Annotated in this window: 27 protein-coding genes; 16 read left to right on the top strand and 11 right to left on the bottom strand. The window is 71.4% G+C overall.

All coding sequences use genetic code 11. The features are described 5' to 3' along the window. Positions 1 to 246: 246 nt before the first annotated feature. The 3 genes from ACFZBB_RS19380 to ACFZBB_RS19370 are packed head-to-tail and all read left to right on the top strand — an operon-like array spanning position 247 to position 2,478. On the top strand, positions 247 to 1,149 hold the full coding sequence (locus ACFZBB_RS19380; RefSeq protein ID WP_391123970.1) for an ABC transporter permease subunit: 903 nt from the start codon (positions 247 to 249) through the stop codon (positions 1,147 to 1,149). Positions 1,150 to 1,190: 41 nt separating this feature from the next. Continuing rightward, on the top strand, positions 1,191 to 2,054 hold the full coding sequence (locus ACFZBB_RS19375) for an NAD-dependent protein deacetylase (protein ID WP_391123750.1): 864 nt from the start codon (positions 1,191 to 1,193) through the stop codon (positions 2,052 to 2,054). Positions 2,055 to 2,070: 16 nt separating this feature from the next. Continuing rightward, positions 2,071 to 2,478: a DUF4259 domain-containing protein gene (locus ACFZBB_RS19370; protein ID WP_391123748.1), complete on the top strand. Its 408-nt coding sequence runs from the start codon at positions 2,071 to 2,073 to the stop codon at positions 2,476 to 2,478. An 18-nt stretch (positions 2,479 to 2,496) separates the two neighbouring features. On the opposite strand, the gene ACFZBB_RS19365 is transcribed toward ACFZBB_RS19370, so the two are convergent. Further along, a complete protein-coding gene (locus ACFZBB_RS19365; RefSeq protein ID WP_391123746.1) occupies positions 2,497 to 3,369 on the bottom strand; it encodes a 2-dehydropantoate 2-reductase N-terminal domain-containing protein in 873 nt (290 codons plus the stop codon). A 70-nt stretch (positions 3,370 to 3,439) separates the two neighbouring features. Here ACFZBB_RS19365 and ACFZBB_RS19360 point away from each other — a divergent pair, with 70 nt between their 5' ends. From ACFZBB_RS19360 to ACFZBB_RS19345, 4 genes are all read left to right on the top strand, one after another. Next, complete coding sequence (locus ACFZBB_RS19360; protein ID WP_391123744.1) at positions 3,440 to 4,069, top strand: TetR family transcriptional regulator; 630 nt, start codon at positions 3,440 to 3,442, stop codon at positions 4,067 to 4,069. 65 nt (positions 4,070 to 4,134) lie between these two features. Continuing rightward, positions 4,135 to 4,407 carry a hypothetical protein gene (locus ACFZBB_RS19355; protein ID WP_391123742.1) on the top strand — a complete coding sequence of 91 codons (273 nt, stop codon included), beginning with the start codon at positions 4,135 to 4,137 and terminating at the stop codon, positions 4,405 to 4,407. A 153-nt stretch (positions 4,408 to 4,560) separates the two neighbouring features. Continuing rightward, positions 4,561 to 5,127 (top strand): EF-hand domain-containing protein, encoded by a 567-nt coding sequence (locus tag ACFZBB_RS19350; protein WP_391123740.1) that lies wholly within the window; start codon positions 4,561 to 4,563, stop codon positions 5,125 to 5,127. After that, positions 5,124 to 5,834 (top strand): iron-containing redox enzyme family protein, encoded by a 711-nt coding sequence (locus ACFZBB_RS19345; protein ID WP_391123738.1) that lies wholly within the window; start codon positions 5,124 to 5,126, stop codon positions 5,832 to 5,834. The genes ACFZBB_RS19350 and ACFZBB_RS19345 overlap by 4 nt, the downstream gene beginning before the upstream one ends. A 63-nt stretch (positions 5,835 to 5,897) precedes the next feature. Here ACFZBB_RS19345 and ACFZBB_RS19340 read toward each other — a convergent pair whose 3' ends face one another. Both ACFZBB_RS19340 and ACFZBB_RS19335 read right to left on the bottom strand, forming a co-directional pair. Further along, positions 5,898 to 6,098 carry a DUF397 domain-containing protein gene (locus tag ACFZBB_RS19340; protein ID WP_391123736.1) on the bottom strand — a complete coding sequence of 67 codons (201 nt, stop codon included), beginning with the start codon at positions 6,096 to 6,098 and terminating at the stop codon, positions 5,898 to 5,900. Then, positions 6,095 to 6,970, bottom strand: a complete 876-nt coding sequence (locus ACFZBB_RS19335) for a helix-turn-helix transcriptional regulator (RefSeq protein ID WP_355340399.1) — start codon at positions 6,968 to 6,970, stop codon at positions 6,095 to 6,097. Before ACFZBB_RS19335 ends, ACFZBB_RS19340 begins: the two co-directional genes overlap by 4 nt. Positions 6,971 to 7,326: 356 nt before the next feature. Here ACFZBB_RS19335 and ACFZBB_RS19330 point away from each other — a divergent pair, with 356 nt between their 5' ends. Continuing rightward, on the top strand, positions 7,327 to 7,779 hold the full coding sequence (locus ACFZBB_RS19330; protein ID WP_355340396.1) for an ATP-binding protein: 453 nt from the start codon (positions 7,327 to 7,329) through the stop codon (positions 7,777 to 7,779). Positions 7,780 to 8,447: 668 nt separating this feature from the next. On the opposite strand, the gene rarD is transcribed toward ACFZBB_RS19330, so the two are convergent. The 3 genes from rarD to ACFZBB_RS19315 form a co-directional block, all read right to left on the bottom strand. Then, positions 8,448 to 9,404, bottom strand: coding sequence for an EamA family transporter RarD (gene rarD / locus ACFZBB_RS19325; RefSeq protein ID WP_355340390.1), 957 nt, complete (start codon positions 9,402 to 9,404; stop codon positions 8,448 to 8,450). Between the two features lie 145 nt (positions 9,405 to 9,549). Then, a complete protein-coding gene (locus tag ACFZBB_RS19320) occupies positions 9,550 to 9,684 on the bottom strand; it encodes a hypothetical protein (RefSeq protein WP_391123734.1) in 135 nt (44 codons plus the stop codon). Positions 9,685 to 9,771: 87 nt separating this feature from the next. Continuing rightward, positions 9,772 to 10,641 (bottom strand): NmrA family NAD(P)-binding protein, encoded by an 870-nt coding sequence (locus ACFZBB_RS19315; protein ID WP_391123732.1) that lies wholly within the window; start codon positions 10,639 to 10,641, stop codon positions 9,772 to 9,774. 100 nt (positions 10,642 to 10,741) lie between these two features. Here ACFZBB_RS19315 and ACFZBB_RS19310 point away from each other — a divergent pair, with 100 nt between their 5' ends. From ACFZBB_RS19310 to ACFZBB_RS19280, 7 genes are all read left to right on the top strand, one after another. Then, the gene (locus ACFZBB_RS19310; protein ID WP_391123730.1) at positions 10,742 to 11,110 is read left to right on the top strand and encodes a winged helix-turn-helix transcriptional regulator; all 369 of its coding nucleotides are present in this window, start codon (positions 10,742 to 10,744) and stop codon (positions 11,108 to 11,110) included. Between the two features lie 40 nt (positions 11,111 to 11,150). Beyond that, positions 11,151 to 11,965 (top strand): IS5 family transposase gene (locus tag ACFZBB_RS19305; RefSeq protein ID WP_391123728.1). Its coding sequence is split into 2 segments (ribosomal slippage): positions 11,151 to 11,493 and positions 11,493 to 11,965, totalling 816 coding nucleotides; the frame shifts between segments, so codons are not numbered across the junction. 42 nt (positions 11,966 to 12,007) lie between these two features. Then, positions 12,008 to 12,475, top strand: a complete 468-nt coding sequence (locus ACFZBB_RS19300; RefSeq protein ID WP_391123726.1) for a hypothetical protein — start codon at positions 12,008 to 12,010, stop codon at positions 12,473 to 12,475. A 306-nt stretch (positions 12,476 to 12,781) separates the two neighbouring features. Then, positions 12,782 to 13,300 (top strand): toxin-antitoxin system HicB family antitoxin, encoded by a 519-nt coding sequence (locus ACFZBB_RS19295; protein ID WP_391123724.1) that lies wholly within the window; start codon positions 12,782 to 12,784, stop codon positions 13,298 to 13,300. A 98-nt stretch (positions 13,301 to 13,398) separates the two neighbouring features. Continuing rightward, complete coding sequence (locus ACFZBB_RS19290) at positions 13,399 to 14,256, top strand: DUF4097 family beta strand repeat-containing protein (RefSeq protein WP_391123721.1); 858 nt, start codon at positions 13,399 to 13,401, stop codon at positions 14,254 to 14,256. 249 nt (positions 14,257 to 14,505) lie between these two features. After that, complete coding sequence (locus ACFZBB_RS19285; RefSeq protein ID WP_391123968.1) at positions 14,506 to 15,492, top strand: ATP-binding cassette domain-containing protein; 987 nt, start codon at positions 14,506 to 14,508, stop codon at positions 15,490 to 15,492. Then, entirely contained in the window at positions 15,489 to 16,280 is a 792-nt protein-coding gene (locus ACFZBB_RS19280) for an ABC transporter permease (RefSeq protein ID WP_391123719.1), read from the top strand. The genes ACFZBB_RS19285 and ACFZBB_RS19280 overlap by 4 nt, the downstream gene beginning before the upstream one ends. A 76-nt stretch (positions 16,281 to 16,356) precedes the next feature. Here ACFZBB_RS19280 and ACFZBB_RS19275 read toward each other — a convergent pair whose 3' ends face one another. The 3 genes from ACFZBB_RS19275 to ACFZBB_RS19265 all read right to left on the bottom strand — a co-directional run bounded on the left by ACFZBB_RS19275 (position 16,357) and on the right by ACFZBB_RS19265 (position 20,235). Then, complete coding sequence (locus tag ACFZBB_RS19275) at positions 16,357 to 17,421, bottom strand: 2-oxoacid:ferredoxin oxidoreductase subunit beta (RefSeq protein WP_355340369.1); 1,065 nt, start codon at positions 17,419 to 17,421, stop codon at positions 16,357 to 16,359. Beyond that, positions 17,414 to 19,369, bottom strand: coding sequence for a 2-oxoacid:acceptor oxidoreductase subunit alpha (locus ACFZBB_RS19270; protein ID WP_391123717.1), 1,956 nt, complete (start codon positions 19,367 to 19,369; stop codon positions 17,414 to 17,416). Before ACFZBB_RS19270 ends, ACFZBB_RS19275 begins: the two co-directional genes overlap by 8 nt. Before the next feature lie 206 nt (positions 19,370 to 19,575). After that, positions 19,576 to 20,235, bottom strand: a complete 660-nt coding sequence (locus ACFZBB_RS19265) for a response regulator transcription factor (RefSeq protein ID WP_355340363.1) — start codon at positions 20,233 to 20,235, stop codon at positions 19,576 to 19,578. A gap of 159 nt (positions 20,236 to 20,394) precedes the next feature. Between ACFZBB_RS19265 and ACFZBB_RS19260 the strand changes: the two genes are divergently transcribed. Continuing rightward, positions 20,395 to 21,363, top strand: a complete 969-nt coding sequence (locus ACFZBB_RS19260; protein ID WP_391123716.1) for a zinc-binding dehydrogenase — start codon at positions 20,395 to 20,397, stop codon at positions 21,361 to 21,363. Positions 21,364 to 22,139: 776 nt separating this feature from the next. Here ACFZBB_RS19260 and ACFZBB_RS19255 read toward each other — a convergent pair. After that, a complete protein-coding gene (locus tag ACFZBB_RS19255; RefSeq protein ID WP_391123714.1) occupies positions 22,140 to 23,471 on the bottom strand; it encodes a sensor domain-containing protein in 1,332 nt (443 codons plus the stop codon). Between the two features lie 167 nt (positions 23,472 to 23,638). Then, on the bottom strand, positions 23,639 to 24,835 hold the full coding sequence (locus ACFZBB_RS19250) for a sensor domain-containing protein (protein ID WP_391123712.1): 1,197 nt from the start codon (positions 24,833 to 24,835) through the stop codon (positions 23,639 to 23,641). Positions 24,836 to 25,018 lie beyond the last annotated feature (183 nt).

The raw sequence follows: 25,018 nt of genomic DNA, 5'->3' as shown, positions 1-25,018 counted from the left end.
GCCGCACCCGGCGCGGCCGCCGGAGCATCCGCTGAGCCTTCCGGGACGGGGCCCGGGCGCGAGCCCGTACCCGGCGTGGCCGCCGGAGCACCCGCCGAGCCTTCCGGGCCCGGGCCCGGGCCCGGGCCCGGGCCCGGGCCCGGACGCGAGCCCGTGTCCGCCGAGTCCGCACCCGGCGTGGCCGCCGGAATCGGGGCCGGGACCGGAGCCGGAGCCGCCGCGGGCACCGGAGCCGCCGCGGGCACCGTGGCCACCGAGCCGCCGGCCTCGTCGCCGGCCGGGCCGCGTACGCCACGGCTGCTCTGGACCTTCGGGCTGTTCCGGTCGGAGCTGGTCACCGTGTTCCGGCGGTGGCGGACGCTGGCGCTGTTCGCGGTGCTGGCGGGGGTGCCGCTGCTGGTGGGCGTGGCGGTGCGGATCGAGACGCGTAACGGGGGGTCGCTCGGCGGGGGCGGGGGGCCGGACGGGAACGGCAACGGCCCGGCGTTCATCGAGCAGGTGAGCAACAACGGCCTGTTCCTGACGTTCGCCGCCCTGGCGGCCACGCTCCCGTTCTTCCTCCCGATGGCGATCGGGGTGATCGCGGGCGACTCGATCGCGGGCGAGGCCAGCGGCGGCACGCTGCGCTATCTGCTGGTGGCCCCGGCGGGCCGCACCCGCCTGCTGCTCGCCAAGTACGCGTCCGTGCTGGCCTTCTGCCTGGCGGCCACCCTCGTGGTCGCCGTCTCGGCGCTGATCGTCGGCTTCGCGCTCTTCCCGGTCGGAGACGTCACCCTCCTGTCCGGCACGACGATCTCGCTCTCGGACGGCATGCTGCGCTGCCTGCTGATCGCGGTCCTGGTCGCGGCCTCCCTGGTCGGCATCGGCGCGCTGGGCCTGTTCATCTCGACCCTCACCGACAGCGGCATCGGCGCCATGGCCGCCACCGTCGGCCTGCTCATCACCGTCCAGATCATCGACAACATCCCCCAGCTCCACGCCTTCCAGCCCTACCTCTTCCCCCACTACTGGCTCAGCTTCGCCGACATCCTCCGCGACCCCGTCACCTGGACCGGCATCGCCAAGAACCTCGGCCTCCAAGCCCTCTACGCCGCCGTCTTCGGCTCGGCCGCCTGGGCCCGCTTCACCACCCGCGACGTGACGGCCTAGGACAGGCCCTAGCGCCCGTCAGGCGGGCGTACGCTGCCGGTATGGAGATCGGGGTCGGCGGGGGGCGGGGGGAAGGCGTGGACGTGCTGGCCGGGTTCCTGGCCGGGCGGCCGGCCGTGGTGCTCAGCGGGGCGGGGCTGTCGACGGAGTCGGGGATTCCGGACTACCGCGGGGTGACGGGGCGGCGGCGGACGTCGGCGCCGATGACGTATCAGGAGTTCGTCGGGGAAGAGGCGGCCAGGCGCCGGTACTGGGCGCGCAGTCACCTCGGGTGGCGGACGATCGCGCGGGCGCTGCCGAACGACGGGCACCGGGCGGTGGCGCGGCTGGTGCGGGCGGGCGCGGTGACCGGAGTGATCACGCAGAATGTGGACGGGCTGCACGCGGCGGCCGGTACGGCGGAGGCGATCGACCTGCACGGCAGGCTGGACCGGGTGGTGTGCCTGGACTGCGGCGACCTCAGCGACCGTACGCGGCTGGACGAGCGCCTGGACGAGGCGAACCCCGGCTTCCGCGCCACCGCCGTCGCCCACACCAACGCGGACGGCGACGCCGAACTCCCGGCGGGGAGCACCGAGCGGTTCCGGCTCGTGCCCTGCGAGGTCTGCGGCACCGGCACGCTCAAGCCGGACGTGGTCTTCTTCGGCGAGAATGTGCCGCCCGAGCGGGTCCACCGCGCCTTCGCCCTGGTCGACGCCGCCCCCGCCCTGCTCGTCCTGGGCTCGTCCCTCACCGTGATGTCGGGGCTGCGCTTCGTCCGCCGCGCCGCCCGCCAGGGCACCCCGGTGGCGATCGTCAACCAGGGCCCCACCAGGGGCGACGACCTGGCCGCGCTCACCCTCGACCTGCCCCTCGGCCCCACCCTCAGCGCCCTGACGGAGGCGCTGGGCGCGGCGGCCGTCTGAGCGGCGGAAGAAGGACGTGGGCACCTGGCACGTCGGTCCCTTCGACAACGACACCGCGTGGGACCTCAGCGACACCCTCGACGAGGCGAGCCCCGACGCGCGCCCCGGCATCGTCCGCGACGCCCTCACCCGCGTGATCGACACGACGGGCGACCTCGACGCGGACATCTCCGAAGAGGCCGTCGCCGCCGCCGCGCTGGTCGCCGCCCAGTGCCCCGGCGGTGAGCCCATCGACCCCGACTACGGGCCGAAGCGGCCACTCGCGGACCTCACACCGCTGCGCGCCACGGCCCTCAGGGCCCTGGGCCGGGTCGTCACCGAACCTTCCGAACTGCTGGAGCTCTGGGACGAGCCCGCTGACGGCCCCTGGCGGGCGACGATCACCCGCCTCCAGCGCACCCTCAACCCTCAAGCGCCCACGTGATGTCACAACCCGGCCCGCTCAGCGGCCCCTCGCCGGGGCACGGAGCTGTTCGGCCAGCCGCTCCAGTTCGCCCGCCGCGGCGGGCGAGGCGTCGCTGAGTCCGCTGTGCACGGCCGTGGGGCTCCGCAGGAAGCGCCGGAGCACGGCCACGAGGAGCCCCTGCGGCAGAACCCGCAACGCGGCGAACGCGCGCGGTACCGGAGGTGTCCCCATCGCGGCGAGATTCCGCCGCATGAGCCGAAGCATGCCGCGGACCGCGTCCGGGTCGGCGGCCAGCGCCACCGGGCCGCCCGCCGCGAGCACCGCCTGCCCGAGCGGGACCTCGAAGGCGGCGTGCGTCCTGAGCCAGGCGCCCATCCGCGGCTCGGCCTTGGCGTTGAACCCGGCGGTACGGAACGTCTCCACGATCCGTTCCAGGCGCGGGGTGGTACGGCCGTCCGGCTCGCCGACCGGTATCGCGACCCGGCGGGTGAGGGCGGTGCTCTTGCGGTACCGGATCACGTCGCCGTCCATCGTGCCGCCGGTCGTGGGGAAGCCGAGCAGCACCCGCTCGTGGCCGATCACCGCGCCCAGCGGCTCCGGGCCGGCCGCCCAGTTGAGCAGGAACAGCACGTCGCCTCGGACATCGGCGAGGGACTCCAGCACCGCGTCCACCTGATGGGTGCGGACGAAGACGGTGATCAGGTCGTACGCGCCGTCCGGGCGCTCGACCACCGGCACCGGGACCCGCCTGACGGCCGGGTCGCCTTCCTCCATGAGCCGCACTCCGTGCCGGCGCAGGGCGGTCAGGCGCTCGCCCCGGGCGAGGAGCGAGACGTCGTGGCCGGCCTCGTGCATGCGGGCGGCGAACAGGCTGCCGCACACTCCGGCGCCGTAGACGAGCAGCTTCATGACGGCCCTCTTTCAGACGTTCGTTTCATTCATACGTTCGTTTGATTCAAGCATATGTAGAGTCCGTCGTGTGGCGACCCCAGACACCCGCACCCAGATCCTCGACGCGGCCGCGCGGCTCTTCGCCGAACACGGATACCGCGGCACCTCGGTCCGCGCGATCACCGCACTCGCGGGAGCGAACCTGGCCGCCGTCGGCTACCACTTCGGGTCGAAGGCGGAGCTGATGGCCGCGGTCGTCCGCCGCGTGGTCGAGCCGATCAACGCCGCCCAGCGCGCCGGGCTCGACGCGCTGCTCGCCCGGACCCCCGACCCGTCGGTCGGCGAACTGGTGGAGGCGTTCGCGGGCCCGCTGTTCGACGAGATGTCGGCCGGTGACGGGGACGGCGCCCGGACGTCCCGGCTGATCATGACGATCCTCGGCGACCCGGCCGAGGAGGCGCGCAGCTGGACCGGCCCGGCCGAGGACGCGGTCCGCGAGCGCTACTTCGCGGCTTTCGCGCGTGCGCTGCCCGGCGTCTCGGCGGAGGAGCTGTCGTTCCGGATGCGGGGAATCCTCGCCGTGACGGCCGTCGACCGCCTTGAGGTCCACCAGCAGCCCACCCCCGGCTGCGCGTCCCCGGTGACGGGCGAGGCGGCCCGGCGATGGGCGATCACGTTCCTGACGGCGGCGATGAGTGCGCCACCGCCCCGGACCTGACAGCCCGGACAGGCCACCGCCGTCTCGAAGACCGGCCGGACAGGCCCGGCAGCAGGTCCAGCGCCGTGCGGACGGCGTCGTGCAGGTCGGCGTCCTCGGCGGAGTCGGCCAGGCCGCCCGCCGAATTCGCGCGGAGCGCCCTGCCCGGCCCCAACAAGGTGATGCTCGCCCAGCCCCTCACCACGGACCTCGAAGAGGTCGCCCGCGCCGCCGGGGAGGGCACCCTGCGGCTGCCGATCGCCCGCGTCGTCCCGCTCGCGGAGGGCATCGAAGCCCTCACCGACCTCGGACTCCACCGCACCGCCAAGCGCGGCAAGCTGATCATCACCAGCGGGTGAGTGTCCCCGCGCGGGTTTGAAAGGGGCTGAAACCGTCACGTCGAAGGGCCCACACGAAGGAGTGGTGACGCGTCGGCGCCGGAGACCGGGCAGGCGAATGCTGGCATTCTGGGCTCGATTCTCCCGCCCCGCAAGGGAATTCGAGGTCTTCGCGTGCCGGAAAAATCCCTCATCCACAGCAAGGCCCAGCATTACTACGACGTGTTCCACCGCGAGCGTGACGGCTGGGTCGCCGAAACCGACGTATACGCGTGGGTGGGCCGCACGACCCGGGAATTCGGGCTCACGCCGGGAACCGCACCCGCCGACGCGCTGCGGAAATCCCTTCTGGAGTACTGGAAGAGGCTGTTCGTCCCCATGGACACGGACGGGGACGGCGTCGTGTCCCGCGAAGAATTCCTCGCCGGGTTCGTCAGCCTGGAGAACAAGCCGGACGACTACGCGCGGGTCGTCACGCCGTCCGCCCAGGTCTTCGTGGCCACCGCCGACGTCGACGGGGACGGCGAACTCGACAAGTCCGAGTTCAAGCGCCTGTTCCAGTCCTCGTTCGCGCTGAGCGACGAGGACATCGACGTGTCGTTCGCCGACATCGACACCGACGGCTCGGGCTCCATCTCGACCGACGAACTGCGGGCGGCCATCCGCGTCTTCCACAGCAGCACCGACCCGGCCGACCGTGGCCACCGCCTCCTGGGAGCCCTGCCAGGGGAACAGCGGTGACCACCCATCTGCGGGCGACCGCAGCCCCGTTGGTGACGGCGCACGCCAAACGCGTCGTCGCCGACACCGGGGTCCTGAACAATCCGTACTTCCGCACGCTGGTCGACGGCAGCATGCCGTTGGAGCAATTCCGCACGACCCAGGAACAACTGGGTTTCGCCGTCACCTACTTCGCCCGTCCGATGGCCGCGCTGGTCTCCCGGATCGAGCACCCCGCCGACCGCGTCGGCATCCTGGGCAATGTCGTGGAGGAACACGGCGGATTCCGCCCCCGGGAATTCCACCACGAGACCTTCCGCCGCTTTCTGGCCAGCATCGGCAGCGACACCGCACGACTGGACGGCCTGACGATGATTCCGGCCGTTCACGCGTACAACAGCGTTCTCAGCGCGGTCTGTACGTTGGAGGACCCGCAGGTGGCGATCGGCTGTATGGGCGCGATCGAGTACGCCTTCGCCTCCGTGTCGGCCGTCACGGGCAGCGCGGCCGTGGACCGGGGCTGGGTCGCCCGAGCCGACCTGACGCACTACGGCCTGCACTCCGAGATCGACGAACAACACGCGGAGGACTTCTTCCTGCTGCTGGAACCCCACCACCACGACCCCGCCGCACGCCGCCGCATCGACCAGGGCCTCGGCCTCGGCGCGTACGCGCTGAACCGGCTCTACAGCGACCTGTCCGCGCTTGGTCCTTCACCGCGAAGGTAGCCCGCCGACATGGCGAAGGCCCCCGGTGGCGACTCCGGGGGCCTTCGCGTGGCGCGTGGTGCCTTAGTGAGTGAACTCGCCGTTTCGCGTACCCGCGAGGAAGGCGGCCCACTCGGTGGGCGTGAAGTAGAGGCTCGGACCGGCCGGGTCCTTGCTGTCCCGCACGGCCCGCCCGCCGCCGGCCGTGGCGGCGACCTCTACGCAGTTGTTCTCCGCCCCGGAGTACGAGGACTTCCGGAAGGGCCCTATTACCTTAGGGGTCACTTTGTGTCGTCCTTGCTTCTCTGTAGTGCGCCTCGGATGAGCCGCGCGCTTGCATCCGGGGCCAGTGCTGCCGATCGTAGTTGATCAAATGCGAGAGCGTAAGCGGTCAAATCTTCGGCGGCTTCCAGGATGGAGGCTCCCCGGAGATTGTCCAACGTGACTGCCTCGACCACGGGTTCGCTGTCGAAGGAGAAGCTCGAAAACGCGGCGGGCATTGACGCCTTGACTCCGGCTGAAATCGACAGCACCTGTAGCGTCACGTTCTGCCTTTGGCCCACCTCAAGAATATGGGCCAACTGCTGCTGGTAGACCTCGGGTTTGACGATCGAGTGGATGATCACCGGTTCCCAGATGATGACCGTGTAGTTCGCCGAGCCCTCGACCTCGTCGATTTTCACCTGGCGGTCCTGCCGCACCTTGACGAGTTGCGAGACCCGCTCCGGGTCGATGAAGTGCGGAGCACTTGTGATCACCGCCTCCGCGTACGCGGGGACTTGGAGCAGTCCGGGGATCAGGTTGGGCTGCCACTCGCGGATGTACGTCGCGTCATCCTCAAGCGAGATGTGGTCCAAGTAGTCCGCGCGTAGGTGCGCAGCATGCTCAAGCCACCAACCGCGCCGGTTCGACCCCTTGGCCAACTCTTCGAGCCGGGAACGCACTTCGGGATCGGTCACGCCGTACGCGTCGAGGAGCAGGCGCAGTTCGATGACGCGGGTGCTGATGTGGCCCGTCTCGATGCGGCTGATCTTGCTGGCGCTGACCGCGATCACCTCGGCGGCCTGTGGTTGATCGAGCTGAGCTGCGGTTCTGTACTTTTTCAGGGCCGACCCGAGTCGCCTGCTGCGCACGGTCGGCCGTCCCCCTGCGGGCATGGGTCGGCTCCCTCCTCGGCACGCCCGGTCACGTACCGGGCACAACTCTAGGGCCACGCGACGCCGTTGACGCACCGGATTGCACGCGTGCGCCTGTTCTGGTTGCGGCGCGGTCAATTCCGCGCCTACTCTCGTACTACGCGCTACTTCGCATCGCGTTGCGGCGCGGTGCTTGGCGCTGCCAAGTACGTACCGATTCCCGTCGCGTGGGTGCCGCGCCCCGCGACGGGTGGCGAGGACCCCCGTGCGGCGCCACTCCCCGTGGGCGCCCGGGTGAGTCCTCCGTCGGGGCCCCCGACGTGGCGACAAGGGGGCCCCGACGTCAATTGGATCCGGCGACGAGGGAAGGCACGGCCATGCACCGAGAACCACCTGGACAGTCCGACGAATCGGCGGGCGAGCCGCCCGGTGCCGAATCCCGAACGGTCGCCCGGTTGTGGCCGCGTACGCCGCGTTCGGTGGGGCGGGCGCGGCACGAACTGGAAACGGCGCTCAAGGGCTGGGGACTGGAAGACCTCACGGATTCCGCCGTGTTGATCCTGTCGGAGTTATTCACGAACGCCGTCGTGCACGCGAGGGTCGCCGGGCGCGATGTGCAGACGCGGTACGTGCGGACGCCGGGCGGTGTGCGGATCGAGGTGCACGACGCGGGGGACGGGCGGCCCGAGCCACGGGTCGCGGCGGAGAGCGACGAGGACGGGCGCGGGCTCGCGCTGGTCAACGCGGTCGCGGGGCCCGGGCATTGGGGCGTCGGGGAGCGGGACGGCGTCGGGAAGATGGTCTGGGCGGAGTGCGGCCTCGGGCGGTGACGCGCGGGTGAACGTGACCGCGCCCGCCGGGAACCGTACCGGCGGGCGCGGAGCCGTACACGAAGGCAGGGGTCAGCGGCGGCGCTTCCGCGCGCGGGTGGCGGACACCACGAGGGCCCCGGTGGCGACGAGGCCGCCCGCGACCCATGGCGAGGGGGCCGTCGGCGCCCGAGGCGGCCAGTTCGGGGCCGGACTGCTGCGGCTGCGGGTGGTTGGCCGGGGGAGCGGGGTGCGGCTTGGGTGGCGTGGGCGTCGGCTTCGGCTTGGTGACGTCCACGCTCACCTTCACGAACTTCGGCGTGCCCACGCAGTAGTTGAAGGTCGACCGGAAGCCGAGCTGCGCCGCCGTCAGCCGTACACCGCCCGCGCCGGTCGCGCTGATCCGCACCTGGTCGGCGTCGATGTCGCCGAGGGTGAAGCCCCAGCTGACCGGGGTGGCGGCGAAGGTGGCGGTGGTGAGGGACGGCTGGCCGTTGGTGCCGCCGGTCGAGGGGCGCAGGGCGAGGTGGTTCGGGCCGGGTTGGCCGGCATGCGCACGACGCGTTCTCCTGCGCTTCGGGCGGCCCGACGCCTGACGGGTACGTCCTTCGCATGACTGATCGTCAGATAACCCAACCGGCGGCGGTGTGCGTGTCACCCGAGGGGACGTCGGCGCTCGCCCGTACGGCTCAGCCGGGCAGCGGGGAGTCGGTCGCCTCCGGGGACTCCACGACCGCCGGGGCCTGTCGCGCGGCCCGCGCTTCCGTACGCCCGCGGTGTGCGCCCCTGATCGCGTCCCAGGTGAGCAGGACCAGCGCCGCCCACACCATCAGGAAACCGGCCCAGCGCTCGGGGGGCATCTCCTCGTGGAAGTGGAGCACGCCGATCAGGAACTGGAAGACCGGCGTCAGATACTGCATGAGGCCGATGGTGGACAGCGGGAGCCGGGTCGCCGCCATGCCGAAACAGACCAGCGGCCCCGCCGTGACCAGACCGCAGGCGGCCAGCAGGGCGGCGTGGCCGGGGCCGTGGTGGGTGAAGGTCGAGTCGCCGCGCGCGCCGAGCACGACGAGGAAGACCAGCGCGGGCAGGAACTGCACCGAGGTCTCGGCGGCCAGCGACTCCAGGCCGCCCATGTTGATCTGCTTCTTCGCCAGGCCGTAGACGCCGAAGGAGAAGGCGAGCGAGAGGGCGATCCACGGCAGCCGCCCGTATCCGACGGTGAGGACGACGACGGCCAGCGCGCCGACGCCGACCGCCGCCCACTGCACCGGGCGCAGCCGCTCGTGCAGGACGAGGACGCCGAGCGCGATGGTGACCAGCGGGTTGATGAAGTAGCCGAGCGAAGCCTCCACCACATGGCCCGCGTTGACGGCCCAGATGTACAGGCCCCAGTTGACGGAGACGAAGACGGCGGCGACGGCGATCAGGCCGAGCCGCCCGGGCTGCCTGACCAGTTCGGATATCCACGCCCAGCGGCGCATCGCCAGCAGGATCACGGCGACCACCACCAGCGCCCACACCATCCGGTGGGCCAGGATCTCCAGTGCTCCCGCCGGTTCGAGCAGCGGCCAGAACAGCGGGAACAGGCCCCACATGCCGTAGGCCGCGAAGCCGTAGACCAGTCCCGCGCGCCGCTCGTTCATCCCGACCCCTTCCCGTACCGCCCCGGCCGTACGACCCGCCGCCGGCGCGCGACGTGACGACGGTAGCGGCAGCCGCCCCGGCCTGTCATGTCCGTTCCACTCCACGGTCATGACAGGCCGGTGGCCGGGGCAGCGCGGGACCGCTTCAGGGCAGGAGGGCGGTCAGGCGGCGGCCGAGGACCGGGGCCGGGGCGTCGGCGTACGTCTCGGACATGTGGCTGTCGTCGCGGTAGACCAAGGTGTCGCCCGAGAGCACCGGGCAGGTGCGGCCGTGGCGCACAGCCAGGGCGCGGGGTCGATCACGGCGGCGCCGGCCGCCGTCGCCGCCGCCGTAACGGGGTTCGTTCAGGCCGGGGTCACGCCGTGGTCACGCCTTGGGCGTGTCCTTGAGGGTGGCGGCCAGGGTCTCGCGGATCGGGGTCGTGGGGCGGCCGATCAGCCGGGACAGCTCGCCGTTGGTGCGCGCGAGCAGGCCGCGCTCGATGGCGTGGTCCACGTCGACCAGGATGGCCGCGAAGTCCGCCGGGACGCCCGCGCCTTCGAGGATCGACTGGCGCGTCTCGGCCGGGACGTTCTTGTACGTGATCTCCCTGCCGGTCAGCTCGGCGATCAGCGCCGCGTACTCGGCGAAGCTCCACGCCGTGTCGCCGCTCAGCTCGTACGCCGTGTTCTCGTGGCCCTCACCGGTCAGGACGGCGGCGGCCGCGGCGGCGTAGTCGGCGCGGGCCGCGCTCGCGACCCGGCCGTCGCCCGCGTTGCCGATGACGGCGCCGTGCTCCAGGACCGGAGCCAGATTCTCGGTCTGGACCTCGCTGTACCAGCCGTTGCGCAGGAACACGTAGGGCAGGCCCGAGGCCAGGATGTACGTCTCGGTCGCCTTGTGCTCGTCCGCCAGCTTCAGGTCGGCGTCCGGGCCGCCGAGGATGCCGGTGTACGCCAGCAGCGCCACGCCCGAGGCCGCCGCCGCGTCCACGACGGCGCTGTGCTGCGCGATGCGGCGGCCGACCTCGCTGCCCGAGATCAGCAGCACCTTGTCGCCCGCGTGGAAGGCGTCCTTCAGCGTCTCGGGGTGGTTGTAGTCCGCGATCCGCAGCTCCACGCCGCGCTCCGCCAGGTCGGCGGCCTTGGCCTCGTCCCGCACGACGGCGGCCACGTCGGTGGCCGGGACCTGCTTGAGCAGCTCGTCGATGACGAGGTGGCCGAGGTGCCCGGTGGCTCCTGTGACGACGATGCTCATGTCTTTTTGCTCCCTGTTTGCGGTGGTCCGGTGTCTTCGGCTCCACCGTACGCCGGGCACTAACTCTTGGAAAGTACCCACCTTGAAGTAAGGTACCGACATGGACGTAAGTTGCCCCGAGCGGCTCATTCTCGAACACGTCACCTCCCGGTGGGGGGTTCTTGTTCTGTGCGAGCTGCTCGACGGGGCGGTGCTGCGCTTCAGTGAGCTGCGGCGGGCCGTCGGCGGGGTCAGCGAGAAGATGCTCACCCAGACGCTGCGCACGCTGGAGCGGGACGGCTTCGTCCTTCGCCGGGCTCTGCCCGTCATCCCGCCGCACGTCACCTACTCCCTCACCCCTCTCGGCCGTGAGGCCGCCGGCCAGGTCCAGGCCCTCTCCGTCTGGACGGCTGCCGCCGTCCCCGCCGTCCTCTCCGCCCGCACCGCCTACGACACCGCCCACCCCCCGGTCGGCTCGCCGACCCTCTAAGACGTCGTTTCCTTTGGCGCTGGGAGTCGTTGAGCAGTACATGACGGATCTGGTGGAACGGTTGGTGCCGGAGGATCTGTGGGTGCTGTTTCGGCGGGTGGTGCCTCCAACCGAGGTCATACGTCCTCAGGGCGGAGGCCGACGGCGGACAGGTGACCGCGAGGCGCTGGCGGCGATCATCTTCGTGGCAACGTCGGGCTGCACCTGGCGGCAGCTTCCGTCGGTCTTCGGCCCGGCCTGGCCCACGGTCTATCGGCGCTTCGCTCAGTGGAGCAAGGCCAGGGTCTGGGCCAGACTCCACCGCGTCATCCTTGACGAACTGGGCGCTTGCGGTGAGCTGGACTGGTCGAGGTGCGCGATCGACTCCGTCAGCGTCCGAGCTGCAAAAGGGGGCCTTTGACGGGACCGAATCCGACCGACCGGGGCAAGAGCGGATCGAAAATCCACCTTGTCACCGATCGCAACGGACTGCCGCTCTCACTCGGGATCTCCGCTGCCAACCTCCACGACAGCCAGGGTCTGATACCGCTCGTGCGCGGCATCCCGCCGATCCGCTCCCGGCGCGGCCCACGCCGCCGGCGGCCCGGGAAGCTGCATGGCGACAAGGGCTACGACTACGACCATCTGCGCCGATGGCTCGCCCAGCGCGGCATCCGCCACCGCATCGCCCGCCGGGGCATCGAGTCCTCACAGCGCCTCGGGCGCCACCGCTGGGTGGTGGAGCGGACCGTTTCCTGGCTGGCCGGCTGCCGCCGGCTCCACCGCCGTTACGAACGCAAGGCCGAGCACTTCCTCGCCTTCACCGCCATAGCGGCCGCCCTGATCTGCCACCGCCGACTCGCACGACACACATAAACTCGCTGGTCAGACATATTCCAGGACAGGCAGGATGCCCTCATGGACCAGCCCGCCATAGTCGCCTGGCAGTACGTCGTGCGTTTGATCTTCCCGGAGGACCTGCCGATGGCGGCGGCCCACCTACTGGCTGCCGGATACGACTCTCCCTCACTGTGTGACCTGGCCGGCCTTTCCCGACATGCGGAGACAGCAGAGATCGACGAACTCTTCGACGAGGCGATGGACGAGCTCGGAGTCCGGATCCCCGACGACGAGACCGCTGAGCGCTGCCTCCTGCACCACATGGCGACACGGCTGCGCGCCGGTGCCGTATCGCCGAGGGACGCAGCGGCTCGGATCTGGCAGGGGATCGCGTCGCTGACGGAAGCTGAGCGCGAATTCGTCCAGGCCGTGGGCGAGGAGTACTACCTCGACTACCTGTCTCCTGAAGACCTCCGAGCCTGGGAGAACGCCGTATGCCGTGCAGCACAGACCCTGGCCGAGGCAGCGTTTCCAGTCGCAGAGTGACCCCACCTCCCAAGGCGCCTGCCGCCAATCGGCCCACACAGCCATAAGAAACGACGTCTAAGGCTCGCGGGGCCCTGCGTGGCCGGCCCCCGGCGGGCTTTCAGCCCGAGAACGGCCGCGTCTGCCCCGCTGGGGCCGGTTTTTTGGCCGCGCCACCGCCGTGGCTGAGCGCGCAGTTCCCCGCGCCCCTGAAAGCAAGCCCTTGCGGGGGGGGGTGAACGCGCCGGGGGGGTGGTGCCACGTGGCGCCAAGGTGGTGTCAGGAAGGGGCTTGCGGGTGGTGCCAAGGTGGTGCCACTATGGCGTCATGGACCTGACGCCGTATGTCGAGAATCTGCGCCGCGAGCTGGCGGTGGCCGCCGAAGCCGGAGGCGAAGAAGCGAGGGAGCTGGCGGAGCGCCTGACGGCACCGCTGGAGTCGGCGACGCGGTTGACGATGCTGAATGTGCTGTCGGCGGCGATGGACGAGATCACGCGGGAGCTGGCACCGGGCTCGGTGGACGTGCGGCTCCGGGGCCTGGACCCGGACTTCGTGGTGACACGGCCGTACGCGCAGGAGGAGGCGTCGGCACAGGCGCAGGCCCCGGCGCCGCCCGCACCGGTCGAGGGGGACGACGGCAGCACCGCCAGGGTGAATCTGCGACTGCCGGGCCACCTCAAGACGCGGGCCGAGGAGGCCGCGACCAGAGAGGGTTTGTCGGTCAACGCCTGGCTGGTGCGAGCCGTCTCGGCGGCGGTCGGCGACGGCGGCGGCCAGCCGCGTACGACGGAGAAGACCCGTACCACCAGAACCGTCGGACAGAGCTTCAAGGGCTGGGTCCGCTAGCCGAGAAGCGCGAGAGCACGCGAAGCGCGAAAAGCACGAGAAGCACACCGTCTCCCACCTGCGGAGACGTCACGACGACCCAAGATGACGGGACAACCATGCCTTCTTTCACCACCCCTTTCGACACCCCGGAACCCATCTCGGTGACGAGCAACGTGGAAGCCGGATCGATCCAGTTCACGGCCGAGGACCGCCTCGACACCCTCGTGGAGGTCCGGCCCCGCGACCCGAAGCGCGACCAGGACGTCAAAGCAGCCGAGCAGACCGAAGTGCGGTACTCCGGCGGCCTGTTGACCATCAGGACCCCCAAGGGCCGCCGCCTCATCGGGCCTTCGGGCGCCGTGGACGTGGCGGTCGAACTGCCCACGGGCTCGGCGGTCGAGGTGACCGGCGCGTGGACGCAGGTGCACGGGGAGGGCAGGCTCGGCGAGGTGCGGGTGAAGGTCTCGGTGGGCGACGTCCGGTTCGACACGACCGGGCCGCTCAATCTGGCCGTGTCGCACGGCAGCGTCACCGTGGACCGGGTCGATGGCCCGGCCGAGATCGCCACCAGCTCCGGGAGCCTGCGGATCGGCACGGTCGACGGGACCGCCGTGCTGAAGAACTCCAACGGCACCACGACCCTCGCCGCCGTCACCGGCGAACTGCGGGTCAGCGGCACCAACGGCGGCATCGACATCGCGCGCGCCGAGGCGTCGGTCACCGGCACCACGTCCAACGGCCACCTGCGCGTCGCCGAAGTCGTACGCGGCGAGGTCCAGTTGGAGACCTCCAACGGCCCCATCGAGGTCGGCGTCCGCGAGGGCACCGCCGCCTGGCTCGACGTCAGCTCCAGCCACGGCCAGGTGCGCAACAGGCTCCCCGCCTCCGAGGCCCCCGGCCAGAGCGAGGACACCGTCTCGGTCCGCGCCAGGACCAACTGGGGCAACATCGAGATCCTCCGCGCGCGCGGCTGACCCGCCCGCCTCCCGCCACGTAACGGCCCGACGCACCGGGCCACTTCACCGCGCACCGCCGACCGCGCACCGCCGATCGCCCGCAGCCGATCGCGAACCCTTCACCGCGCACCGCCGACCGCGCACCGCCGATCGCCCGCAGCCGATCGCGAACCCTTCACCGCGCACAGCGCACCGCGCACCGCGCACCCCTCACCCCGCTCCTCTCACCACGCCCCGAAACGGGAGAGCTCCATGCCTTCTTCTGTCATGCCCATGCCCAGAAATGCCCAGGGTGCCGACCCGCGCCCGCCCGCCGTCTCCACCGCCGACCTGCGCAAGTCCTACGGCGACAAGACCGTCCTCGACGGCATCGACCTGCGCATCCCGGCGGGCACCGTCTTCGCGCTGCTCGGCCCCAACGGCGCGGGCAAGACCACCACCGTGCAGATCCTGTCCACCCTCATCTCCGCCGACGGCGGCCACGCCCAGGTCGCGGGCCACGACGTGGCCGGCTCACCGGACGGCGTCCGCGCCGCGATCGGCGTCACCGGACAGTTCGCCGCGCTCGACAACCTGCTCACCGCCGAGGAGAACCTGCTCCTCATGGCCGACCTGCTGCACCTCGGCAAGGCCGAAGGGCGGGCGCGGGCCCAGGAGTTGCTGGCCCGCTTCGACATCGCCGACGTCGCGAAGCAGCGCGCCGCGCTCTTCTCCGGCGGCATGCGGCGCCGCCTGGACCTGGCCATGACGCTGGTCGGCGACCCGAAGGTGATCTTCCTCGACGAGCCGACGACCGGCCTCGACCCGCGCAGCCGCCGCACGATGTGGGACACCGTGCGGTCACTGGTCGCGAGCGGCGTCACCGTCTTCCTCACCACGCAGTACCTGGAGGAGGCCGACCAGTTGGCCGACCGTGTCGCCGTGCTCGACGGCGGCCGGATCGTCGCCGAGGGCACCGCCGACGAGCTGAAGGCGCGTATCCCCGGCAGCCACGTACGCCTGCGGTTCACCGACCCCGAGGAGTACGAGCGGGCCGCCGCCGCCGTCCCCGGCGCCGTCCGCGACGACGGGGAGCTGGCCCTGCGCGTGGCGGGCGACGCCGGACTCGACGCGCTGCGCTCGCTGCTCGACCGGCTCGACGCCGGCGGCGTGCGTACCGCCGACTTCTCCGTGCACACCCCCGACCTGGACGACGTCTTCCTCGCCCTGACCGGCGACGGTTCCACCCCTCACCCCAAGGAGACCTCGCGATGAGCAGCACCCTCACCTACGCCGTGCGCGACTCGACGACGATGCTGCGGCGCAATCTGAAGCACGCGATCCGCTACCCGGCGGTCGGCTTCGGCACGGCCGCGATGCCCATCCTCATGCTGCTGCTGTTCGTGTACGCCTTCGGCGGGTCGATCGGCGCCGGACTCGGGGCGGGCGGCGGCCGGAGTGTGTATCTGGAGTATCTGACGCCCGGCATCCTGATCATGGCGGTGGCCGCCGGGGCCATGTCCACGTCGATCGCGGTCTGCACCGACATGACCGAGGGCATCATCAACCGCTTCCGCACGATGAACATCTCGCGGGCCTCGTTCATGACCGGCCATGTCGTCGGCAGCGTCATCCAGACCATGACCAGCCTCGTGCTGGTCATGGGCGTGGCGGTCGCGGTCGGCTTCCGGCCCGACGCGAGCCCGCTGGAGTGGCTGGCGGCGGCCGGGCTGCTCGCCGCCGTCGCCCTCGCGGTGACCTGGCTGTCGGCGGCGCTCGGCCTGATCTCCAAGACGGTCGAGTCGGCGAGCAACAAGCCGCTGCTCGTCCAGTTCCTGCCGTTCCTGGGCTCGGCCTTCGTACCGGCCGACTCGATGTCCCCTGGCCTGCGCTGGTTCGCCGAGTACCAGCCGTTCACGCCCATGACCGAGACCCTGCGCGGGCTGCTGACCGGCTCGGCGATCGGCCACGACGCCTGGATCTCGCTCGCCTGGTGCGCCGGTATCGGCCTGGCCGGGTACCTCTGGTCGCGCTCGCTGTTCAACAGCGGGACCACGCGGTGAGCACGGGGGGGAGACGGACGAGGGCGGGGCGCGCACCGATGAAGGTGCGCGCCCCGCCCTTGTGCGGTCCCGTGCCTCAGCCGACGACGGTCCAGGTGTCCCGCCCGGTCAGCAGCCCGGCGAGGTCGCCCTTGCCCTGCTGCACCACGGCCTTTTCGAGCTGGTCCGACATCTCCGTGTCGTACACCGGGCGCGTCACGTCCCGCAGCACACCGATCGGCGTGTGGTGGAGCGTGTCGGCGTCCGCCAGCCGCGACAGCGCGAAAGCGGTCGTCGGGGACTGAGTGTGCGCGTCGTGGACGAGCACCCCCGCGCTGCCCTCCACGGTCACGTCGATCACCTTCAGGTCGCCGGTCGCCGGGTCCCGTACGACGCCCTTCGAACCGAGACCGTCCTCGGCGGGCGCGCCGAAGCGGATCGGCTGCCCCTGCTCCAGCCGGATCACGGCGTCCTGCGCGGTCTCGCGCTCCTTGAGGACGTCGAAGGCGCCGTCGTTGAAGATGTTGCAGTTCTGGTAGATCTCCACCAGCGCCGTGCCCTCGTGCTCGGCCGCCGCCCGCAGCACCGACTGGAGGTGCTTGCGGTCGGAGTCGATCGTGCGGGCCACGAAGGACGCCTCGGCGCCGATCGCCAGCGACACCGGGTTGAAGGGCGCGTCCAGCGAACCCATCGGCGTCGACTTGGTGATCTTGCCGACCTCGGAGGTGGGGCTGTACTGACCCTTGGTGAGCCCGTAGATCCGGTTGTTGAACAGCAGGATCTTCAGGTTCACATTGCGCCGCAGCGCGTGGATCAGGTGATTGCCGCCGATGGAGAGCGCGTCGCCGTCACCGGTGACGACCCACACGCTCAGGTCGCGGCGCGAGGCGGCGAGCCCCGTCGCGATGGCCGGGGCGCGGCCGTGGATGGAGTGCATGCCGTAGGTGTTCATGTAGTACGGGAAGCGGGACGAGCACCCGATCCCGGACACGAACACCACGTTCTCGCGGGCCAGGCCCAGCTCCGGCATGAAGGACTGGACGGCGGCCAGGATCGCGTAGTCCCCGCATCCTGGGCACCAGCGCACCTCCTGGTCCGACTTGAAGTCCTTCATGGACTGCTTCGCCTCGGCCTTGGGCACCAGCGACAGCGCCTCAATCATTCGCACTCTCCTCCACGAGGGCCTTCGCGAGCTGTTCCGACTTGAACGGCAACCCGGTGACCTGCGTGTACGAACGGGCGTCGACCAGATACTTGGCGCGCAGCAGGTGGGCGAGCTGGCCGAGGTTCATCTCGGGCACCACGACCTTGTCGTACGCCCGCAGGACCTCACCGAGGTTGGCCGGGAAGGGGTTGAGATTGCGCAGATGGGCCTGCGCGATCGTGCCGCCCTCGCGCCGGATGCGGCGCACGGCCGCGGTGATCGGCCCGTACGTCGAACCCCAGCCGATGACCAGGGTCCGCGCGGCGCCTTCCGGGTCGTCCACGATCAGGTCGGGCACCTTGATGCCGTCGACCTTGGCCTGCCGGGTGCGGGTCATGAAGTCGTGGTTGGCCGGGTCGTACGAGATGTTGCCGGTGCCGTCCTGCTTCTCGATGCCGCCGATGCGGTGTTCGAGGCCGGGCGTGCCGGGCACCGCCCACGGGCGGGCCAGCGTCTCCGGGTCGCGCAGATACGGCCAGAAGTCCTCGGTGCCGTCCTCGGCCGTGTGGTTGGGCCCGGTCGCGAACCGCACCCGCAGGTCGGGCAGGTCCTGGACATCGGGGACCCGCCACGGCTCCGAGCCGTTGGCGAGATAGCCGTCGGAGAGCAGGAAGACCGGGGTGCGGTACGTGACCGCGATCCTGGCCGCCTCCAGCGCCGCGTCGAAGCAGTCCGCCGGGGTGCTGGGCGCCACGATCGGCACCGGCGCCTCGCCGTTGCGCCCGTACATCGCCTGGAGCAGGTCGGACTGCTCGGTCTTGGTCGGCAGTCCGGTCGAGGGGCCGCCGCGCTGGATGTCGATGATCAGCAGCGGCAACTCCAGGCTGACGGCGAGCCCGATGGTCTCCGACTTCAGCGCCACCCCGGGACCCGAGGTGGTGGTGAGGGCCAGCGACCCGCCGAAGGACGCGCCGAGCGCCGCGCCGATCGCGGCGATCTCGTCCTCGGCCTGGAAGGTGCGCACGCCGAAATTCTTGTGCTTCGACAGCTCGTGCAGGATGTCGGAGGCCGGGGTGATCGGGTACGAGCCGAGGAAGAGCGGCAGTTCGCTCTGCTTGCTCGCGGCGATCAGGCCGTACGACAGCGCCAGATTCCCGGAGATGTTGCGGTAGGTGCCCGCGGGGAAGGCGCTGGAGGCGGGCTGCACCTCGTAGTTGACCGCGAAGTCCTCGGTGGTCTCGCCGAAGTTCCAGCCCGCGCGGAAGGCCGTGACATTGGCCTCCGCGATGTCCGGCTTCTTGGCGAACTTCCTGCGGAGGAAGGACTCGGTGCCCTCGGTCGGCCGGTGGTACATCCACGACAGCAGGCCGAGCGCGAACATGTTCTTCGCCCGTTCGGCGTCCTTGCGCGCCAGGCCGCTGTCCTTGAGCGCCTCGACGGTGAGCGTCGTCAGCGGCACCGGGTGGATCGCGTACGCCTCCAGGGACCCGTCGTCCAACGGGTTGGCGGCGTATCCGACCTTCGCCATCGCGCGCTTGGTGAACTCGTCGGTGTTGACGATGATCTCGGCGCCGCGCGGCAGGTCGGCGACGTTCGCCTTCAGCGCGGCCGGGTTCATCGCGACCAGCACGTCGGGCGCGTCGCCCGGCGTGAGGATGTCGTGGTCCGCGAAGTGGAGCTGGAACGACGACACGCCCGGCAGGGTGCCTGCGGGGGCCCGGATCTCGGCCGGGAAGTTCGGCAGCGTCGAGAGATCGTTCCCGAAGGACGCGGTCTCCGAGGTGAAACGGTCCCCGGTGAGCTGCATTCCGTCCCCGGAGTCACCGGCGAACCGGATGATCACCCGGTCGAGGCGTTTCGTCTCTTTCGCCGGTTTGCGCTGTTCGCCCAGGACATCGCCGATCACCGGCGGATGCGCGGGCTGCTCCGTGGGTACGGGGCTGCTGCTGCTGACCTGGCTGGTCACTGAAACGGACCTCCCTAGAGGCGGCGGCTCACCGGTCATCGTACGTCGGTAAGGGTCGCCTTCCCCGTACGTCCCGGAATGTGGATGCGGGAGCGCGGCCCCGACCTGCGGACTGCCGGACATGTGTGTGGCATGTGCATGTGACGGCGCGGGCCCGTGGAGCCCTGCGCCGTCAGGCGTCTGCTGTAAGACAGAGTGTCAACAGATCAGGAGTTCAGGTAGGTGAGCACCGCCAGGACACGACGGTGATCCCCGTCACTCGGCGCCAGGCCCAGCTTCAGGAAGATGTTGCTGACGTGCTTCTCCACCGCGCCGTCGCTCACCACGAGCTGCTTGGCCACCGCCGAATTCGTCCGGCCCTCCGCCATCAGCCCGAGCACCTCGCGCTCGCGCGGCGTCAGCCCCGCCAGCACGTCCTGCTTGCGGCTGCGGCCCAGGAGCTGCGCGACCACCTCGGGGTCCAGTGCCGTGCCGCCCTCGGCGACCCGCACCACCGCGTCCACGAACTCGCGGACCTCGGCCACCCGGTCCTTGAGCAGATACCCCACCCCGCGGCTGCTGCCCGCCAGCAGCTCGGTCGCGTACTGCTCCTCCACGTACTGCGACAGCACCAGCACGCCCACGCCGGGGTGGTCCCGGCGCAGCTGCACCGCCGCCCGCACCCCCTCGTCGGTGTGCGTCGGCGGCATCCGTACGTCCGCCACCACCACGTCGGGGGCCGCGCCCTCGTCCGCCAGCTCCCGTACGACCTTGATCAGCGCCTCGGCGTCACCGACGCCGGCCACCACATCGTGACCGCGATCGGTCAGCAATCGGGTCAGTCCCTCCCGAAGCAGCACCGAATCCTCGGCGATGACCACCCGCACCCTGTCCTCCACCCGTTCCAGCCCCCCACATCCGACCCTGTCTTCCCCAGCATCCCAGCAACGACGCGCTGATGGGGAATACGGTTCCGGTGGGCAAGGTTGCGCCCGGAAGGTCGGCGGGGGTCGCGCGTCAGCGGCTCACAGGCAAGAGGAGAGCGTGTGCGCGCGGTCGGATTCGACGTCAACGGTGGCCCGGAAGTGCTCCGGCCGGTGGAAATCCCCGTCCCGGAACCGGGCCCCGGGCAGGTGCTGATCCAGGTCGCGTACGCGGGCGTCAACCACGGCGAGGTGCTGCACCGGCTCGGCGACTACGGTCCGCCGGACGGGATCGCCGTGCCCGGCCTGGAGGTCTCCGGCGAGATCGCCGCGCTCGGCGCGGGCGTCACCGGGCTCGCCGTCGGCGACCCCGTCGCCGCCTATCTGCCCGACGGCGGCGGATACGCCGAATACGCGGTCGCGCCCGCCGACTTCGCCTTCCCGCTCGACGGGATCTCCCTCCGGGACGGGGGCGGGGCGGCGCTCGTCCTCACCACCGCGTACGGGGTGCTCGCCGGGGCCGCGCGGCTCACCGCGGGGGACACCGTCCTCATCCACGCCGCCGCGGGCGGGGTCGGCTCGGTCGCCGCGCAGATCGCCCGCGCGCTGGGGGCCGCCGCCGTGTACGGGACGGTCCGTACGGCTGAGAAGGCGGAGTACGCGAAACGTTTCGGCTACGACGCGGTGCTGCTGCGCGAGACCTTCGCCGAAGAGCTGGCCGCCGCTCGCACCGAGATCGACGTGCTGCTCGACCCCATCGGCGGGGGGACCCGGCTGGCCGGGCTCTCCCTTCTGGCCCCCTTCGGCCGTCTGGTCGCCTACGGCGAGGCCGCCCGCCGGCCCGACCTCACCCTGCCCGTGCTCCCCTTCTCCGAGCGCAACCGCGCTCTCACCGGCTACTCCATCCGCGACCTCGCGCTCCGCGCCCCGGCCGTTCTGCGCGGCCACGCCCTCGCCGCCCTCTCCCTCCTCGCCTCCGGAGCCATTCGGCTCGACATCACCGCCGAGCTGTCGCTTGCCGCGGCCTTCCAAGCCCATCAGGCCCTCCAGGCCGGCACCAACCGCGGCAAAGTCCTCCTCACCCTGACCTAGCCGCCCCCTGCCGGGGAGGCCGATCTTTCAGGGGCGCGGCCCCTGTCCGCCCGCCTTGCGCAGGACCCGTCTTCCAGGGCCGCGGCCCCGGGGCGGTTCTCTTGCTGGGTCGCCGGCCACGTGTTTTTAGGGGCGCGGCCCCGGCGCGGTTCCTTTGCCGGGGGCGCCGGCCACGGGTAGTCAGGGGCGCGGGGAACTGCGCGCTCAGGCCGGGCGGTGGTGCGCCTTTGAGAGCCGGCCCCGGTGGGGCAGATGCTGTGTGTTTTCGGGCTGAAAGCCCGGTGGGGGCGGGCCGCGCAGTTCCCCGCGCCCCTGAATGGATCGGCGCACCGGCTTGCGTGGAGGCGACGTATCAGGGGTCGCGCCCCTGAAAGGATCGGCGCACCGGCTTGCGTGGAGGCAGGGCCCGGAGGCCTGGAGGGGCGGTTCCTTTGCCGGGGGCGCCGGCCACGGGTAGTCAGGGGCGCGGGGAACTGCGCGCTCAGGCCGCGCGGTGGTGCGCCTTTGAGAGCCGGCCCCAGTGGGGCAGATGCTGTGTGTTTTCGGGCTGAAAGCCCGGTGGGGGCGGGCCGCGCAGTTCCCCGCGCCCCTGAAGAGATCGGCGCATCGCCTGGCGTGGAGGCGGCGTATCAGGGGTCGCGCCCCTGAAAGGATCGGCGCACCGGCTTGCGTAGAGGCGACGTATCAGGGGTCGCGCACCTGAAGATCGGGTCCTGCGTGGGCGCGGGTGCTGGGGGTGTGCCCCGGGGAGGGGCAAGGGAACCGTCCCGGAGGGGCTAGACGCGCCAGGGGAGTTCGGTGGTGATGCGGGTGGGGCCACCGGGCGGCGAGGCCACGGCGAGGACACCGTCGACGGAGTCGAGCCGCTCGGCGAGCCCGGCGAGCCCGGACCCACCGGACACGGCGGCGCCCCCGCGCCCGTTGTCGGACACCTGCATCATGAGCCGGTCACCGACCCGCCACACATCCACGGTCGCGCGCGAAGCGCCACTGTGCTTGCTGACGTTCTGCAGCAGCTCGGACACCGTGAAGTAGGCGATGCCCTCAATGGCCGGCACCGGCCGCGCGGGCAAATCGACGGTCACGGCGACCGGCACCGTGCAGCGCGACGCGACCGACGACAGGGCCGCGTCCAGGCCGCGGTCGGTGAGGATCGCCGGGTGGATGCCCCGGGCGAGATCCCGCAGCTCCTGAAGCGCGATCTTCACCTCGCCGTGCGCCTCCTCGACCATCACGGCCCCGGCCGAAGGGTCTTCGAGAAGCTTCTCCTTGGCCAGGCCCAGGTCCATCGCCAGCGCCACCAGCCGCGCCTGCGCCCCGTCGTGCAGGTCGCGCTCGATGCGTCGCAGGTCCGCCGCCGCCGTGTCGACCACGACCCCGCGGTCCGACTCCAGCTCGGTGACCCGCTCCGCCAGCCGCGAAGGCCCGAGCAGACCGCTCACCAGAATCCGGTCGACGTGCGCCATGCCCCGGTAGACCCACGGGCTGCTCAGCACGAGCGCGCCACCGACCACGACGCACAGCAGCATGTCGGCCGGGGTGTGCAGCCACCAGCCGTGCCCGTGCCCGTCGCCGTACATCTGGAGGCCGTCCTGCCCGAAGTAGACCGGGAAGACCCAGCGCCACAGCGGATACGTCAACAGGCCCCAGCCGTACGTGAAGAAGCTGATGGCGACGGAGAAGGTGAAGATCCCCCACGGGAAGTGGATCAGGGTGTAGACGGCGTGCCGCCAGTTGACGCCGCTGCCGAGCTGGGCACCGAGCCGGGACAGGAAACCGCCGTTCCTGCCGCGCACCGGCCGCGGGTCCTCCACGTCCAGCCAGAGCAGCGACCGCGCGCGGGCCCGCTCCACGGCGCCGATCGCGCGGCAGCCGCCGAGCGCGAGCACGAGCACCGGCAGCCCGATGAAGGTGACCAGCAGCCCGGCGCCGAGCGAGAACATCGTCACGGTCCAGACGAAGCCGACGATGCACATCGGCAGATTGATCAGCAGGTAGGCGAACTCGCGCCAGGCGCGTGCCTCGATCGGCGCGCGCAGCGCCGTCGGCAGGCGGTGCTCGCGCTCGCGCTCGTGCGCACGCTCGGCGGGCGGGAAGCCGTAAGCCATGGTCGGTCCGTCCTCTCTGCTTTTCTCTGTGACTCCATGCTGGCTGGTGCGTGCACCCATCCCCATGGTGCGGATCGGCGTCTTGGGGGTGGGGCTAGCCCTACCGCCCCGGCTTCCGCGCTCAGCGCTTGGCTCCGCTCAGCGCCCCGCTCAGCGCTTGGCCGCGCTCATCGCTTGGCCCCGGCCTTGCGGAACTCCCGGTCGCGCCACGGCAGTTCGGCCGTGACCACGGTCGGCCCCGCCTCCGGTGAGCTGACCACGAAGAGCCCGTCCACCGACCGCAGCCGTTCGCCGAGCCCGGCCAGACCCGTACCGCCCGACACGTCCGCGCCGCCGCGCCCGTCGTCCCGGACCTGCACCATCAGCCGGTCGTCGGCGCGCCACACGTCCACCGAGGCGTGCCGTGCCCTGCTGTGCTTGCTGACGTTCTGCAGCAGCTCCGAGACCGTGAAGTACGCGATCCCCTCGATCGCCTCCGCGGGCCGCGCGGGCAGTTCCACGGTCACGGCGACCGGCACCGTGCAGCGCGACGCGACCGACGACAGGGCCGCGTCCAGCCCGCGGTCGGTGAGGATCGCCGGATGGATGCCGCGCGCCAGATCACGCAGCTCCTGAAGGGCCACCTTCACCTCGCCGTGCGCCTCGCCCACCATCTTGGCCGCCGCCTCCGGGTCCTCCAGCAGCTTCTCCTTGGCCAGGCCGAGGTCCATCGCCAGCGCCACCAGCCGCGCCTGCGCGCCGTCGTGCAGGTCGCGCTCGATCCGCCGCAGGTCCGCCGCCGCCGTGTCGACCACGACCCCGCGGTCCGACTCCAGCTCCTCGATCCGCCGCTCCAGCTCGTCCGACGGCTGGAGCAGCCCGCGGACCATCGCCCGGTCGACCGTCGTCAGCCCGCGCGCCAGGAACGGCAGCACCGGCCACAGCACGAACAGCGAGACCAGCGTCAAGGTGAAGGTGAGGATGCCCCACGGCAGCCGGATCGCGTAATAGAGGGCGTGCCGCCACGCCACCGGGTCCTTCAGCGACGCCCACAGCCACGGCAGGAAACCGAAGGTGCCCCGCTTCAGCGGGCGCGGCTCGTCGATGTGCACGCCCAGCAGGTCGCGCGCCCGGCTCCGCTCCACCCGCCCCAGCAGCCGGCACCCGGCGAGTCCGTACGCCAGCAGGGGCAACCCGATCACCGTCACCGACAGGCCGAGGCCCACCGTCACGACCGTCACGACGTAGACGAAGCCGATGATCGACACCGGCAGATTCAGCAGCAGATACCCGATCTCCCGCCACGTCACGCGGTCGTACGCGAAGCGCACGGGTGGCAGCGGGGCGGGGGCGGCGGGCTGACGGGACGCGGGCGAGGTGTTCATGAGTCCAGCCTGCCGGGGAAGCGGCGGGGCGCGCCATGGGGTGCGTAGGTCAGGCGGCGGTGGGGTTATCCCCCGGTACGGGCGAGGGTGTCCGACGAGGCCGCCGCCGATGCGCGCACCGGTGCCCGCACGGGGGGCGTGCGCCTGTGAGGCCAGGGCCTAGACTCCCTCCCGTATAGATCG

This window comes from Streptomyces sp. NPDC008139 (assembly GCF_042957025.1).
Lineage (GTDB): Bacteria > Actinomycetota > Actinomycetes > Streptomycetales > Streptomycetaceae > Actinacidiphila.
The sequence above is the reverse complement of the archived record's forward strand: the minus strand, read 5'-3'. Positions and strand labels throughout refer to the sequence as shown.